Source organism: Actinosynnema sp. NPDC020468, assembly GCF_040642015.1.
In the GTDB taxonomy this organism is placed as follows: domain Bacteria; phylum Actinomycetota; class Actinomycetes; order Mycobacteriales; family Pseudonocardiaceae; genus Actinosynnema.
The window spans coordinates 165,503-179,730 of record NZ_JBFAEO010000005.1 but is presented as its reverse complement, the minus strand read 5'-3'; the positions used below and the strand labels follow the sequence as shown (position 1 = coordinate 179,730).

The 14,228-nt window shown below is 72.5% G+C and carries 17 protein-coding genes; all 17 read right to left on the bottom strand.

Annotation, left to right across the window (positions count from 1 at the left end; translation table 11 throughout):
- Window positions 1–9: 9 nt before the first annotated feature.
- The 17 genes from AB0G50_RS06780 to AB0G50_RS06700 all read right to left on the bottom strand — a co-directional run bounded on the left by AB0G50_RS06780 (window position 10) and on the right by AB0G50_RS06700 (window position 14,150).
- Complete coding sequence (locus AB0G50_RS06780; protein WP_360103068.1) at window positions 10–306, bottom strand: hypothetical protein; 297 nt, start codon at window positions 304–306, stop codon at window positions 10–12.
- A gap of 13 nt (window positions 307–319) precedes the next feature.
- Entirely contained in the window at window positions 320–754 is a 435-nt protein-coding gene (locus AB0G50_RS06775) for a hypothetical protein (protein ID WP_360103066.1), read from the bottom strand.
- Window positions 755–1,354 (bottom strand): hypothetical protein, encoded by a 600-nt coding sequence (locus tag AB0G50_RS06770; protein ID WP_360103064.1) that lies wholly within the window; start codon window positions 1,352–1,354, stop codon window positions 755–757.
- On the bottom strand, window positions 1,351–1,908 hold the full coding sequence (locus tag AB0G50_RS06765; protein WP_360103062.1) for a hypothetical protein: 558 nt from the start codon (window positions 1,906–1,908) through the stop codon (window positions 1,351–1,353). Before AB0G50_RS06765 ends, AB0G50_RS06770 begins: the two co-directional genes overlap by 4 nt.
- A gap of 22 nt (window positions 1,909–1,930) precedes the next feature.
- Window positions 1,931–2,335 carry a hypothetical protein gene (locus AB0G50_RS06760; protein WP_360103060.1) on the bottom strand — a complete coding sequence of 135 codons (405 nt, stop codon included), beginning with the start codon at window positions 2,333–2,335 and terminating at the stop codon, window positions 1,931–1,933.
- Window positions 2,332–2,856, bottom strand: coding sequence for a hypothetical protein (locus tag AB0G50_RS06755; RefSeq protein ID WP_360103058.1), 525 nt, complete (start codon window positions 2,854–2,856; stop codon window positions 2,332–2,334). The genes AB0G50_RS06760 and AB0G50_RS06755 overlap by 4 nt, the downstream gene beginning before the upstream one ends.
- A 73-nt stretch (window positions 2,857–2,929) precedes the next feature.
- Window positions 2,930–3,574: a hypothetical protein gene (locus tag AB0G50_RS06750; protein ID WP_360103056.1), complete on the bottom strand. Its 645-nt coding sequence runs from the start codon at window positions 3,572–3,574 to the stop codon at window positions 2,930–2,932.
- A 42-nt stretch (window positions 3,575–3,616) separates the two neighbouring features.
- Complete coding sequence (locus tag AB0G50_RS06745; RefSeq protein WP_360103054.1) at window positions 3,617–4,165, bottom strand: hypothetical protein; 549 nt, start codon at window positions 4,163–4,165, stop codon at window positions 3,617–3,619.
- The gene (gene hemB, locus AB0G50_RS06740; protein WP_360103052.1) at window positions 4,162–5,139 is read right to left on the bottom strand and encodes a porphobilinogen synthase; all 978 of its coding nucleotides are present in this window, start codon (window positions 5,137–5,139) and stop codon (window positions 4,162–4,164) included. Before hemB ends, AB0G50_RS06745 begins: the two co-directional genes overlap by 4 nt.
- Before the next feature lie 64 nt (window positions 5,140–5,203).
- Complete coding sequence (locus AB0G50_RS06735) at window positions 5,204–6,736, bottom strand: bifunctional uroporphyrinogen-III C-methyltransferase/uroporphyrinogen-III synthase (RefSeq protein ID WP_360103050.1); 1,533 nt, start codon at window positions 6,734–6,736, stop codon at window positions 5,204–5,206.
- A 14-nt stretch (window positions 6,737–6,750) separates the two neighbouring features.
- Entirely contained in the window at window positions 6,751–7,692 is a 942-nt protein-coding gene (gene hemC, locus AB0G50_RS06730) for a hydroxymethylbilane synthase (RefSeq protein WP_360103048.1), read from the bottom strand.
- Window positions 7,689–9,008: a glutamyl-tRNA reductase gene (locus tag AB0G50_RS06725; protein WP_360103046.1), complete on the bottom strand. Its 1,320-nt coding sequence runs from the start codon at window positions 9,006–9,008 to the stop codon at window positions 7,689–7,691. The genes hemC and AB0G50_RS06725 overlap by 4 nt, the downstream gene beginning before the upstream one ends.
- A gap of 34 nt (window positions 9,009–9,042) precedes the next feature.
- Window positions 9,043–9,765 (bottom strand): redox-sensing transcriptional repressor Rex, encoded by a 723-nt coding sequence (locus tag AB0G50_RS06720; protein WP_360103139.1) that lies wholly within the window; start codon window positions 9,763–9,765, stop codon window positions 9,043–9,045.
- Window positions 9,766–10,120: 355 nt separating this feature from the next.
- A complete protein-coding gene (locus AB0G50_RS06715) occupies window positions 10,121–10,786 on the bottom strand; it encodes a fasciclin domain-containing protein (RefSeq protein ID WP_360103044.1) in 666 nt (221 codons plus the stop codon).
- Between the two features lie 77 nt (window positions 10,787–10,863).
- Window positions 10,864–12,360 (bottom strand): molybdopterin-dependent oxidoreductase, encoded by a 1,497-nt coding sequence (locus AB0G50_RS06710; RefSeq protein ID WP_360103042.1) that lies wholly within the window; start codon window positions 12,358–12,360, stop codon window positions 10,864–10,866.
- Between the two features lie 58 nt (window positions 12,361–12,418).
- A complete protein-coding gene (locus AB0G50_RS06705) occupies window positions 12,419–12,655 on the bottom strand; it encodes a glutaredoxin family protein (RefSeq protein ID WP_360103040.1) in 237 nt (78 codons plus the stop codon).
- A 16-nt stretch (window positions 12,656–12,671) separates the two neighbouring features.
- Window positions 12,672–14,150, bottom strand: coding sequence for an AMP-binding protein (locus tag AB0G50_RS06700; RefSeq protein ID WP_360103038.1), 1,479 nt, complete (start codon window positions 14,148–14,150; stop codon window positions 12,672–12,674).
- Window positions 14,151–14,228: the final 78 nt, after the last annotated feature.

Here is a 14,228-nt window from a genome sequence, read left to right as displayed (position 1 = left end):
GGTCCAGTCTCACACGTCGGGTTCGACGTCCTGTTTCCGGTCACGGGTGCGCAGTCCCAGCACGGCCTGTCGCACGGCGTCGAGCAGCAGCACCCCGCCGACGGTGGCGATCGCCACGGCCGCGCCGATCCAGTTGCCGTGGTAGCGGGTGGACTCGAGCGGCGCGTGGTCCGCGACCGGGTAACTCAGGTGCACCACGCCCCGGTCCCAGCACCACACGACGGCGAACGCGAGCAGCACGGCGCCCACCACCTCGCCGGCCGCGATGAGCGTCCGCCGTGGCTGGTGCAGCGAGGGTGTCGTCACGCCACGAAGCTTCTCACGGTCGGTCCAGCAGTCGCGTGACCGCGGCGCGCAAGGCGTCGGCGTCCCGCGCCCAGCCCATCACCACGGTCCCGTCGGCCAGTTTCACCGGCACCGGCTCGGTGCCGCGCGGCAACGCCCACCCGCCGCCGAGCACCTTCGCGCCCGACCGCGGCTCGACGCCCGCGACGGCCGCGATGTCCCGCACGGGCACCTCCTCGCGCCCCTGGTGCAGCGCCACGGGCGTCAACCGGACCCCGTACACCTTGCGCCGGCCCTGCACCCACAGCGCCGTCGGCAGGAAAAGGGCCACCGCGACCACCAGCCACAGCAGCGGGCGCACGACGCCGGTCAGCGCCTCGACGCCGAACCCGAGCAGCGCGAACACCGGTCCCCACAGCAGCGGCCACCAGGACGCGCCGGGTTCGGCGTAGAGCGTCGGCTGGTCCACTCAGCTCCCCGAGAAGTGGTGCCGGGTGCCCGGCAGGAAGCCGCACACGGCCGCGACGAGCGGGAACGCCAGTCGGGCGACCAGCACGGCCAGGGTGCCCGCCTCGACGGTCTCCCGCAGGGCGGACACCAGCATGCCCAGCGCGACGATCTCCACCACGAACCACGACCCGCACAGCACCAGCCGCGCCTGGTGGCTGCCGTTGTGGAAGTACACCGCGCCGACGATCCCGCCGATCGCGAGGCAGCCGGTGACGAACAGGGTGACGATCGTGCCGAAGCTGCTCGGCGGCCGTTCGACCGCGAGCCGCACGACCGTGCCCACCGGCCAGGACAGCGCGGTGAGCAGCCAGAACACGGAGCCGACGGACACCGCGACCGGCCGCTTCACGACGACCGTCCGCTGGTCGACACCCCGCATCGCCGGGTAGCCGCCGTGCACCGGACTCGCCTGCGGGTAGCCCTGCGGGTACGGCGCCGGGTACTGGCTCTGCGGGTACTGGGCTTGCGGGTACTGGGCCTGCGGGTACTGGGCCTGCGGGTACTGCTCGGCCTGGTACCGGCTCGGCTGATCGGGCTGCCGGCTCGGGTCCTGGGTCATTCCCCCACCTCCCGCAGGTACTCCGACGCCGACGGTCGGTACATCGCGACGAGGGCGACCACCGTCACGCCCGCGGTCGACGCCGTCCACACCACCGCGGCCGACCGTGCCACGAACACCACCCCCGAGAACAACGACCAGGCCGAGCCCAGCACGAACGCCAGGCCGGGAACCGCCAGTCCGGCCAGCGCGGTCCGACCGGCGGGGTTGCCCTCGCGCAGCCGCATCGCGCCGGCGACGAAGAACCACGCCGGTACCAGCAGCAGGACCAGCAGGACCACGGGCAGCAGGAAGAAGCCGAAGTCCGAGTGCGCCTGGTCGGGCACCTCCGGGTCGGCCAGGTGCACGCGCCGCCACACGTCCGCGGTCAGCTCGCCCATCCCGGTGAGCAGCAGCACGGGCAGCGCGAGCACCACCAGCACGACGCCGGCGAGCCAGCACCGGAACGCGAGGACGATCGCCGCCGGCGGGTCCGGGCGCACCGCGGACCCGGCCGGTGACTCGACTACCGACTCGACCGCGGGCGGCGTCGGTCTCGGGAGGATCTCGGACACGGGTTCACTCCGACGTGGAGGGTCACTGGTGCTGCCTGACCCACTCTGCCGTACCGCGCACCCACGTGAAGGCCAATCCGCCGGCGATCAACAGCAGAACCACGATGTTCGCCGGGCCGGCGCCGGAGAGCACCACCCACAGCGCGTGCAGCGCGGCCACCGAGCTGATCGCGCCGCGCGACCACCGCACCCCCCGGCGCAGCAGCCGCGCGAACACGGCGTAGCCCACGCCGACCACCACCGCGACGATCGTCAACTGCACCAGCAGCGACGTCACGGCGTCGGACCCGAAACCCGACTTCGCGGCGGCCTCGGTCAGGGTGTCCCGCTGCGACCACAGGTACGCGACGTTGACCAGGCCGAAGGCCGCGAGGGCGTACCAGACGCCGACCGCACCACGCACCGGTGCGGGCGGTGGTGTGCTCACGGGCGGCGCTTGACCGAGTCGAAGTACGCCTTGGACGCCGGCAGGTACAGCAGCACGATCGCGATCACGCTGATCAGGTTGGTGAAGACGCCGAGGACCGACGCGGTGCGCAGCAGGGCGAGCAGGCCGAGCAGCGTGAGCACGGTCAGCACGATCCTGGCCCAGTTGCGGCCGGCCTTCGCCTTGAAGGCGAACAGCACGTAGAGGCCCGCGAACACCAGCGCGACGAGCACGGCGACGAGGAGGCCCGCGTTGACCGCGGCGGCGAGCTGGTCGGCGGAGAGCTGCTTGCCCTGCGGGGTGTCCCTCAGCTGCTGCTCCACCTCGTCGCGCTGGGTGAGGGTGAGCAGGGCGGAGATCACGGACACGGCGGCGCCCACGATCCAGAGCCAGAAGGAGGTGCGCACCTCTTTGGGCGCTTGCAGCGGCGTGGAGCCCGCGACCTCGGCATCGCTCAGCGGCGGCGGAGGCGGGAGGTAGGGCTGCTGCTGCGGACCGTCCGGTTCCTGTGGATACGTCACGGTCGGAAACGCTAGAGCCGTAACGACGTCGCTGTCCACCGGTATGGGCGGACAGCGACGTCGGCCCCGTTCATCAGCCCAGCTGGAAGAAGCGGTTGGCGTCCGGCTTGAACATGAAGATGATCGCGCCGACCTCGGCCGCGAGCGCGACCAGGCCGAGCAGCGCCTGGAGCACACCCAGGAAGCCGACCGAGAACAGCAGCGCGATGCCGAACAGGCCGATCAGGCCCAGCACCACGCCGATGCCGCCCAGCACGGCCAGGACGATGCGCGCCCAGTTGGCGCCGTTGCGCATCTGGAGCACCACGACCACCCAGATCGCGGACAGGATCAGGCTGAAGACGATCCCGCCGTAGCTGGGGCCGGTGCCCGCGAGCGACGCCGAGAACTCGGGACCGAGGTTCAGGTCCTTGATCGTCTGGTCGTAGATCGCCTGGGCGGTCAGGAAGCTGAAGATGCTGGACAGGATGCTGACGCCGGCGGCGACCATCCACAGCAGGAACGAGGTGTCGACCGACTTCGGCCGCGGCGGGCGCTGGGCCTCGTGCGGCGCGAGCGGCGGAGCCTGCTGGTAGCCGCCCGGCTGCTGCTGGAAGCCGCCGGGGGGCGTCTGCTGCGGGTAGCCACCCTGCTGCGGGTATCCGCCCTGCTGGGGGTAGCCGCCGGGCTGCTGGGGCTGGCCGCCCTGCTGGTTGTACGGGTCATTCGGAATGGTCATGCGCGGACCGTAAGCACATGACCCATTCGCGTCGACCGGGAATCACAATCCGTTAGCTACCCGGGGTGGTCTTCCGCTGACGGACCGCTGTGTCCTGAAGTACAGCGCGGCTGTCGGCACGAACATCAGCACCACGGCGGCGCCGTCGAGGGTCATCGTCACCAGCCCGAACAGCACGTCCGTGCCGCTGACCTGCAACTGGAGCACCGCGGCCAGCCCCGACACGTACGTGATCGACCGGGTCACCCCGACCACGATCCCCACGACGCCGAACACGGCCAGCACGATCCGGGCCCAGTTCCGACCGCGCGCCATCCGGTTCGCGAGCAGTGTGTAAATGAGCACAAGAGCGCCGCCGAGCAGCAGTCCGAACATCACCCCACCGGACACCGCGGCGTCGATCTCGTCCTGGTTCAACCCCGGCTGCTGCTGCCGCAGCACGTCGACCAGCGCGTTCCGGTCGGCGAGCTGCACCACGAAGCGGCCGAGGCCGACCAGCGCGCTCGCGATCCACAACCACCGGGCGAGGTCGACGGCCCGGGGCGGCGGCGACGTCTCCGACCGGGACGCCGCCGGTGCGGGGGTGGTCATCCCCGGTCCAGCCAGCGCGCGGCCTCGGTGGCCCAGTACGTGAGCACCACGTCGGCGCCCGCGCGGCGGATCGAGGTGAGCAGTTCGAGGACGGTCCGCTCGCGGTCGATCCAGCCGTTCGCGCTCGCCGCCTCGACCATCGCGTACTCGCCGGAGATCTGGTAGGCGGCGACCGGCACCGTGGAGACCTCGGCCACCGCCCGCACCACGTCCAGGTACGGCAGCGCCGGCTTGACCATCACCAGGTCCGCGCCCTCGGCCAGGTCGAGCTCCAGCTCGCGCAGGCTCTCCCGGAGGTTCGCCGGGTCCTGCTGGTAGGTCTTGCGGTCGCCCTGGAGCTGGGACTCCACCGCGTCGCGGAACGGGCCGAACAGCGCGGAGGCGTACTTCACCGTGTAGGCCAGGATGCCGGTGTCGGTCAGGCCCGCCGCGTCCAGCGCCTGGCGGATCGCGCCGATCTGGCCGTCCATCATGCCGCTGGGGCCGACCAGGTGGGCGCCGGCGCGGGCCTGGGCCACGGCCATCTCGCCGTAGATCTCCAGGGTGGCGTCGTTGTCGACCCTGCCCTGCGCGTCGAGCACGCCGCAGTGGCCGTGGTCGGTGAACTCGTCCAGGCAGCAGTCGGACATCAGGACCGTGCCGTCGCCCAGCTCCCGGCGCAGGTCGGCCAGCGCCACGTTGAGGATGCCGTCCGGGTCGACCGCGCCCGAGCCGACCGCGTCGCGGGTCGTGGGCACGCCGAACAGCATGATGCCGCCGACGCCCGCCTGGACGGCCTCCACGGCGGCTTTGCGGAGCGAGTCTCGGGTGTGCTGGAGGACGCCCGGCATGCTCGCGATCTCCCGCGGCTCGGACGCTCCCTCCTTCACGAACATCGGGAGGATCAGCTGGCGCGGGCGCACGGTCGTCTCGGCGACCAGGCGGCGCATCGCGGGAGTCGTGCGCAGCCGGCGGGGGCGGTGGGTGGGGAACACGATCGGCACTCCCTGGAAACGAGGTCGGGGCCACACCCTGGTGGCCCCGACTCGGACTTGCTTCCTACGACCTGCGGAGGCGCTTGGTCTTGCGCGGCGGAGGCAGCGCGCCCTCCGCCCGGAGCCGGGCGGCGTGCTGGGCCAGGGCGTCCACCAGGGCCGGCACGTTCGCGTCCTCCGGCTGGACGTCGACCCGGAGGCCGAACTCCCGCGCGGTCTCGGCGGTCTGCGGACCGATGCAGGCGACCAGGGTGCGCGCGTGCGGCTTGCCCGCGATGCCGACCAGGTTCCGGACGGTGGACGACGAGGTGAAGCACACCGCGTCGAAGCCGCCGGACTTGATCATCTCGCGGGTGTCCGCGGGCGGCGGGGCCGCGCGGACGGTGCGGTAGGCCGTGACGTCGTCGATCTCCCAGCCGCGGTCGCGGAGGCCGGCGGCCAGGGTTTCGGTGGCGATGTCGGCGCGCGGCAGCAGGACCCGGTCGACCGGGTCCAGGATGTCGTCGTACGGCGGGAAGTCGGCCAGCAGGCCCTCGGAGGACTGCTCGCCGCTCGGCACGAGTTCCGGGATGATGCCGAAACCGCGGACCTTCGCGGCGGTCGACTCGCCGACGCAGGCGATCTTCACGCCGGAGAACGCGCGGGCGTCCAGGCCGAACTCGCGGAACTTCTCCCACACCGCGCGGACGGCGTTGGTCGAGGTGAACACCACCCACTGGTAGCGGCCGTCGACCAGGCCCTTCACCGAGCGCTCCATCTGCGCCGGGCTGCGCGGCGGCTCGACCGAGATGGTCGGGACCTCCACCGGGATCGCGCCGTGCGCGTGCAGCCGGTCGCTCATCGCGCCCGCCTGCTCCTTGGTGCGCGGCACGAGGACCCGCCAGCCGTACAGGGCCCGCGACTCCCACCAGGACAGCTTCGTCCGGCCGGCGACCGCGCTGCCGACCGTGACCACCAGCGGACCGCCGAGGTCGCCGGCGTCCGCCGCCAGCGACGCCAGCGTGGTGTCGATCGTGCGCTGGCCGAAGCCCGTGCCGTCGGCGGTCACCGCGACCGGCGTCTGCGGGGCCAGGCCGTTCTCCACCAACGACGACGCCGCCTCGGCCAGGTGGCCGCCGGTGGCGTGCAGCACGAGGGTGCCGGGCGCGGCCGCGAGGCCCGCCCAGTCCTCCACGCCGCGGACGTCCGCCTCGGTGTGCACCGCGCCCAGCGCGACACCGGCGTAGGCGGGCACCGCGGTGCCGGCGGGAACGCCCGGCACCACGTCGAACGCGATCGTGGTCTTGGAGACGCAGTGCGCCTCCTTCACCACGGAGTCGAGTGTGAGCGGGTCGCCCGCCACCAGGCGGACCACCGCGTGGCCGTTCTTGGCCTCGGCCACCAGGTCCTTCGCCACGTCGGCCGGGTCGCCGACGGCGGGGCGGACCTCGACGCCTTCCGGTACGAGAGCGACCACCTCGGAAGGCACGTCCGGGTCCGTCACGACCAGCTCCGCCTTGGCGAGCAGGTCACGAGCCCGGACCGTGAGCAGCCCGGTGTCGCCGGGGCCGGAACCCACGAAGGCGACTCGGCCGGGGGTCTTGCGTGCGCGGGTCATCAGGGCACTCCCCATCAACTACGCCTCGCCGGCGACGCGGGCGCGTGGCCGGAGAGGTCGAGCAACTCGGCGGCCAGCGCGCGGCCGAGTTCCTCTGCTGCGGTCAAGTCACCGGTGGCGGAGGCACGGAGGAGGTCGCCGTCCTCCGTCGCCATGACCCCGCGCAGCGACAGGCGGAGTACTTCCGCGCCGTCGTTGTCGAGGTCTTCCACCACATCGGCCAGTGCGCCGACCGGCGCGCTGCACCCCGCTTCGAGCGCGGCCAGCATGGCGCGCTCGGCGGCGACAGCGGCCCTGCTGGCCGAATCGTCCAGAGTGGACCGGAGGAGGTGCTCGGTGTCGACGTCGTCGACCCGGCACTCCACCGCCAACGCGCCCTGTGCGGGCGCGGGGAGCATCTGGATGGGCTCCAAGGTCTCCGTGATCTCCGCGGTGCGGCCGAGCCTGGCGATGCCGGCGCGGGCGAGCACGACCGCGTCCAGCTCGCCGTCGGTCACCCGGCGGATGCGGCTGTCCACGTTGCCGCGCAACGGGACCACGTCGATGCCGAGGCCGAGCGCGTCGAGCTGCGCGGCGCGCCGCGGCGAACCGGTGCCCACCTTCGCGCCCGCGGGCAGCTCGCCCAGGGTCAGTCCGTCCCGCGCCACGAGCGCGTCACGCGGGTCCTCGCGCGGCGGCACCGCGGCGAGCGACAGCCGCGGGTCGGGCGCGGTGGGCAGGTCCTTGTAGGAGTGGACCGCGATGTCGACCTCGCCGTTCGCGAGCGCGTCGCGCAGGGCCGAGGTGAACACCCCGATCCCGATCTCCGCGATGGGCGCGGACGAGCGGTCGCCGGGTGTGGAGACCGTGACGATCTCCACGACCGCGCCCGCTGCGCGCAGCGCGTCGGCGACGTGACCGGTCTGCGCGAGTGCCAGTGCACTGCCGCGGGTGCCGATCCTCAGGGTGCGGTTCACCGCTTCTCACCTTTGGGTTGCGTCGAGTGGGGTGTGCTGACGGCGGAGGGCGCCTGCGGGTCGAGCCCGAAGAGCTCGCGCAGCGCCTCGGCGTAACCGGCCCCACCCGGCGCCGCGGCCAGCTCCTTCACCCGCACGGTCGGGGTGTGCAGGAGCTTGTCGACGACCCGGCGGACGGTCTTCGCCAGTTCGCCGCGCACCGCCGGGTCGAGTTCGGGCAGCCGCGAGTCCAGTCGCAGCAGTTCCGAGTCGACCACCTCGGCGGCGCGTTTGCGCAGCGCGGTCACGGTGGGCGTGACGCCTGCCGAACGCTGCCCGGCCAGGTAGGCGCGGACCTCCTCGGCGACGATCTCCGCCGCACGCAGCGCGTCCTGCCCGGTCGGGGCGGCGGACAGCCTGCGTTGCAGGGTCTCCAGGTCGACCACGCGCACGCCGGTCAGCAGCGCCGCGGCGGGGTCGACGTCCTTGGGCAGGCCGAGGTCGCACACGACCAGCGGGCGTTCGTCGCGGTCGCCGATGTGCTCGGCGCCCACCACGGTGCCCATCGAGCCGGTGCACGCGAAGAGCACGTCGGCCAGGTCGACCTCGGCGGCCAGGTCCTCCAGGCCGGTCGAGCGCGCGTCGACGCCCTCGGCGCGCAGCGCGGACGCCAGCCGCTCGCCGTTGGCGGCGGTCCGGTTCGCGATCACGACCCGGCCCACGCCCGCCCGGCGCAGGTGCGCGGCGGCCAGCCCGCCCATGCCGCCCGCGCCCACCACGAGCGCGCTGCGGCCGGTCAGCCCGCCCAGCGCGGCGGCGGCGTCGGACAGCGCCTCGGACACCACGGACGCGCCGGCGTGGTCGATGTCGGTCTCGCTGTGCACCCGCTTGCCGACCCGCAGCGCGTGCTGGACCAGCTCGTGCAGCGTGCGGCCGACCACACCGGCCTCGTCGGCGGCGTTGTACGAGGTGCGCAGCTGGCCGAGGATCTGGGCTTCGCCCACGACCATCGAGTCCAGGCCGCCCGCGACGGAGAACAGGTGCTCGACCGCGGCGGCCGAGTAGTGCACGTAGAGGTGTTCGAAGAGGTCACCGGGCTCGGCGGCCGCCTGGCGGGCGAGCACGTCGACAACCTCGTTCATGCCGCCGTGGAACGAGTCCACGACCGCGTAGACCTCGACCCGGTTGCACGTGGAGAGCAGCACGGCCTCGGACACGCTGGGCGCGGCGAGCAGCTGCGCCAGGACCTTGTCGCGCTCGGCGTCGGTCACCGCGACGCGTTCGAGCACGGGTACGGGGGTGGTGCGATGGGACAGCCCGACGACGAGCACACTCATGCCACAACCGCCGTTCGACTCGCTACCCGCACGATCACGGGCGAATCACCACCCCGTCCACACCGACGCCGTTGACCAGTTCGCCGGCGGCCTCGTCAGCCCGTCGCGCGACGTGGAACGACAGGATCTGCATCTCGACCGCCAGGTCGACCTTGCGCACCTCGACGTTGTCCGGGACCTGGAGAACAACGGGTGCGAAGTTCAGGATGCACTGGACTCCGGCGGATACCAAACGGTCGCAGACCGCCTGAGCGGCCTGGGGAGGCGTCGCGATGACGCCGATGGAGACCTCGCGCTCGGCGCAGACCGTGGTGATGTCATCGATGTGGTCGACGGGGATACCCCCTACCGGCACACCAGTGAGGTCGTCGTCGATGTCGAACAGCGCGGCCACCGGGAAGCCCCGGCTCGGGAAGCCGCCGTAGTTCGCGAGCGCGTGACCAAGATTACCGATGCCGACGACCGCGACCGAGTGCTTCCGGGTCAGTCCGAGGATCCGCTCGATGTGGCTCACGAGCACCTCGACGTCGTAGCCGACGCCCCGCGTGCCGTACGAGCCGATGTAGGAGAGGTCCTTGCGGAGCTTGGCCGAGTTGACCCCGGCGGCGCCCGCCAACTCCTCGCTGGAGATCGTGGTCACCTGCTGGTCGACCATGCCGGAGAGCACGCGGAGGTACACGGCGAGGCGCGCGACCGCGGCCTCGGGTATCGACCTGGCCCTCTCGCGGACGTCGGCGGGCGCCTCCGGGGTGGTCACGACCTCGTCACCCTCGCCCCGCCGACCCGCCACGCTGGTACTCCTCGAAGTCCGCCGCACTGGACCCGCCGGGCACCGTCACCAGCGGAGTGATGACACCACCGTACCGCTTGTGAACGCTTGCACAAAGTTGACGAACGCACCCCGACCCCCCGGTGAGCGCGGCGGCGCACCCCCAGGAACACCGCCCGCACCAGGACAAGTGCGCCCGCCGGCGGCGTGGATACCGGAAGCCGGCCACCTTCAGGTGAATCGGATCCCCGCCGGCGTCCGCGCCCGGACGCAGCAGTGCGGTGGGACGCGCCCCCTGGGCGGGTCCCACCGCACTGCCGGCCCGATCAGCCGGTCGCCGCGATCAGCTCGCGGGCGGGGTGAGCACCGTGTCGATCACGAACACGGTCGCGTTCTTGGTCGGGACGTTGCCGCACAGCACCTTGGCGCCGTTGACGGTCATCGAGTCGCCCGAGCCCGCGATGGTGAGGTCCTGACCCGTCAGGGCCTTGACCGTCTTGGCCGACTCCAGACCGGCGGCGTCGTAGCGCTTGCCGACCACGTGGTACTGGAGGATCTTGCCGAGCGTCGTCGGGTCGGCGGCCAGCTCGGCGAACTTGGCGTCGCCCAGCGCGGCGAAGGCCGGGTCGGCCGGCGCGAAGACCGTGATGGCCTCCTGCGAGTTCAGCGTGTCGACCAGGTTGGCCGCCTTGACCGCCGCGACCAGCTTCGTCAGCAGCGGGTTGTTGCTCGCCGCGGTGGCGACCGGGTCGGTCACCATGCCCTGGAGCGAGCCCTTGTTCGTCGGGTCCTGCGGCACGCTGGCGCAGCCCGCGCCGAACACGTCGGTCGTCTTCGTCACGCCGTCAGCCGACGCGGACGCCGACGCCGAGGTCATCGCGGCGGCGGACGTGGTGGTCGGCGCCGCGGCGGTGGAGCTGGTGGACGCGGTGTCGCTGGAGCTACAGGCGGACAGGGCGAGGGCTGCGGCGGTGAAGGCGACTGCGATGGCGAGCTTGGTATTCCGCACTGCGGATCACTCCTTGTTTAACCGGCTTCGGTAGTCATTAAGACGTTCGACACGAACGCCCGTCCGGTTCACCGAAATCACTCGACCGTGAAGAAAATCGAGTGCCACCCCGTCGCGCCGTCCGGAATCGGGGCCACCCGGTCCTGCGGTTGCGTGAACCCGCTCTGGTCGGTGGCGCGCGCCTCGACCGTGTGACCACCGGTCGGTAGGTCCAGCTCCGCCTTCCACATCCGCCACGTGCTCCGGTTCACCTCGGTGGTCAGGTCGGCGGCGCGCCACGGACCGCCGTCCACCCGCACCTCGACCTTCGCCACCCCGGTCGGCTGCGCCCACGCCACGCCGGACACCACGACCTTCGGGCCCTTGGTGGTGGCCAGCCCCTTCGGGAAGTCGATGCGGGACATGGTCTTGATGGGACCCTTCTGGCCCCAACCCCGCTGCAACCAGTACCCCTGCTTCGCGGCGAACGTGGTGACCTCCAGGTCGACCACCCACTTGGTCGCCGAGACGTAGCCGTACAACCCGGGCACCACCAGCCGCGCCGGGAACCCGTGCTCCACCGGCAGCGGCTCGCCGTTCATGGCCAGCGCGATCATCGCGCCGCGCTCGGCCTCCATGACCACGTCCACCGGGCTGCCCGCGGTCCAGCCGTCGACGCTGGTCGAGTACAGCTGGTCGGCGCCCTGCTTGACGCCCGCCTCCATCAGCACGTCGCGCAGCGGCACGCCGACGAAGTTCGCCGTCGACACGTACGGGCCGCCGACCTCGTTGGACACGCACGTCATGGTGATCGTGCGCTCGACCAGGTCGCGCTGACGAAGGTCGGCGTAGCGCAGGTTCAGCTCGCGGTCGACCAGGCCGTGCACCCGCAGCACCCAGTCCTCCGCGGTCACCCGCGGCACGCTCAGCGCGGTGTCGACCCGGTAGAAGTCCTTGTTGGGCGTGATGAACGACGGTGTCCCGTCGGCGCTGAAGTCGGCCATCGCGGGCAGCGCGGGCGCCTTGGTCGCGGGGGTGAGCGTGCCGATCGCGGCGCGCGACTTCTCCACGTCGACCCTGGTGCCGAGGAACTGCCCGCCGACACCGGCCAGCACGGACGCGCCGGCCACGATCAGGAAGTTGCGCCTGCCCTCGCCGGAGAGCGGCTCGTGCGCGGTCGCGGCGGCGTGCAGCCACCGGAACACCACGACGCCGACGACCAGGCTCGCCACCGGCGCGAGCACGCCGAGCGTGCCGACGTCCGGCCGGTAGAGCACCGCGCCGATGCCCACCAGGCCGAGCCCGAGGGCGAACACCGTCCCGGGCAGCGGGCTGCGCCTGCTCAGCAACCCGGCGATCACGGCCAGCGCGGCGATGGTGACGGCCATGCCGGAGAGCAGCACCAGCTTGTCGTAGGTGCCGAACGTGCGGACCGCGAAGTCCTTGAGCTGGATGGGCGTGAAGTCGATCGCGGTGTTGCCCACCGCCAGGTACGGCGAGGCGCTGGGTCCGACCAGGCCCGCCACCAGATGTCCCGCCGCGAGCGCGGCCGCGACGCCGAGTAGTCCGATCAGGGCAGCGGTCCGTCGCTTCATATCCCTAGATTCGACACCCACGCCCATCCGGTTCGCGTGTCGGACGCGCACTCCGTAGTCATTCGAGTGCTTTTCGCAACCTGGTCTCCTCGACCGACCAGTACCCGTGCTCCTCGCCGTCGACCAGGATCACCGGCACCCGGTCGCCGTACTCGGCGCGCAGTTCGCGGTCGGAGTCGACGTCCACGGTCGACCAGGGCACGCCCAGCTCGCCGCAGACGCGCTCCAGATCGGCCTTCGCCTGCTCGCAGGCGTGGCAGTCGACTCGGGTGACGAGGGTGACGTGGTGGCTCACGCCGCCATCATCGCGCTCAGGACCGCGGCAGCCGCAGCCGGGAGCGGGCGAGCTTGCCGGTCGGCGAGTGCGGCAGCGCGTCGGTGAACTCGACGGCGGCCGGCACCTTGAACCTGGCGAGCCTGGCCGCGCAGTGCTCGCGCACCTCGTCCTCGGTCAGCTCCGCGCCGGCGCGCAGCACGAGCACCGCCTTGACGCTCTCGCCGGTGCGCCCGTCCGGCACGCCGACCGCCGCCGCCTCCTCGACCTGCGGCAGCTCGGCCAGCACCTGCTCGACCTCGTGCGGGTACACGTTGAAGCCGTTGACGATGATCAGGTCGCCCGCCCGGTCGACCAGGTGCAGGTCGCCGTCGGCGTCGAGGTAGCCGACGTCGCCGGTGCGGAACCAGCCGTCCGGGTTCGGGCCGTGCGCGCCGTCGGGCCAGTAGCCGGAGAAGAGGTTGTCGCCGCGGGCCGCGACCAGCCCGGTGCCCGGCTCGTCCTCGGGGTCGAGCGGCCGGCCGTCGCTGTCCACCAGCGCGATCTCCACGCCGGGCAGCGCGCGGCCCACCGAGCCGGGCTTGGCGACGCCGCCCGCGAGCGTGGACGTCAGCACGGGACCGGTCTCGGTGAGCCCGTAGCCCTCGTACACCGGGAGGCCGACCACGGCGCGCAGCGCGTCGAGCACGCCGGCGGGCAGCGGCGCGGCGCCGGAGGTGAACAAGCGCACCGTTGCGAGGTCGTCACGCAATCTGTCGGCCGGTTGCGCCAGGATCGTCTGGTACATCGGAGGCACGCCGACGAGCGTGGTCACGCGGTGCTCCCTGATCGCGGTCAGGGCGGCGTCCGCGTCGAACCGCTCCAGCAGCACGCCCGTCGCGCCGGCGCCCGCCACCTGCAACAACCCCGGACCGAGGCCGTACACGTGGAACAGCGGCAACGCGAGCAGCACCCGGTCGCCCGCCGTCACCGGCGCCGGGCGCAGCGCCGCGCACTGCGCGACGTTGGCCAGCAGCGCGCGGTGGGACAGCATGACGCCGCGCGGCACGCCCGAGGTGCCGGAGGTGTAGCCGAGCACCGCGACGTCCTCGCCGCCCCGCACGTCCGCGAACGGCTCGCCGGGCGCGAGGTCGGGCACGGGCAGCACCTCGACGTCGGCGGGTCCCCCGGTGTCGGCCCCCTCGGCGACCAGGAACCGCGCGCCGCTGTCCGCGAGCACCCGCTCCAGCTCGCGCGCGGGCTGACCCGGACCGGTCGGCACGACCACGCCGCCCGCGCGCAGCACGCCGAACACCGCGACGCAGTAGGGGATGCCGGTGGGCAGCCTGATCGCCACCCGGTCACCCGGCTCCAGACCCGCCCGGCGCAGCCTCCCGGCCTCGCCGTCGACCGCCGCGTCGAGCCGCTCCCAGGTGAGGCTGTTCGCAGTCGTGACATCCACCAGTGCGACGTGCTTGGGTCCACGGTGCGCGGACACGCGGACCAGGTCGGCGACGTTGCGTGCGGGATCGGTCAAGGTGACCTCCTGGTGAACACATCGGACGTCGGGGCAGTCTTTCACGGTGATGCCGCGTCACGCACCGCTGTCGGACCC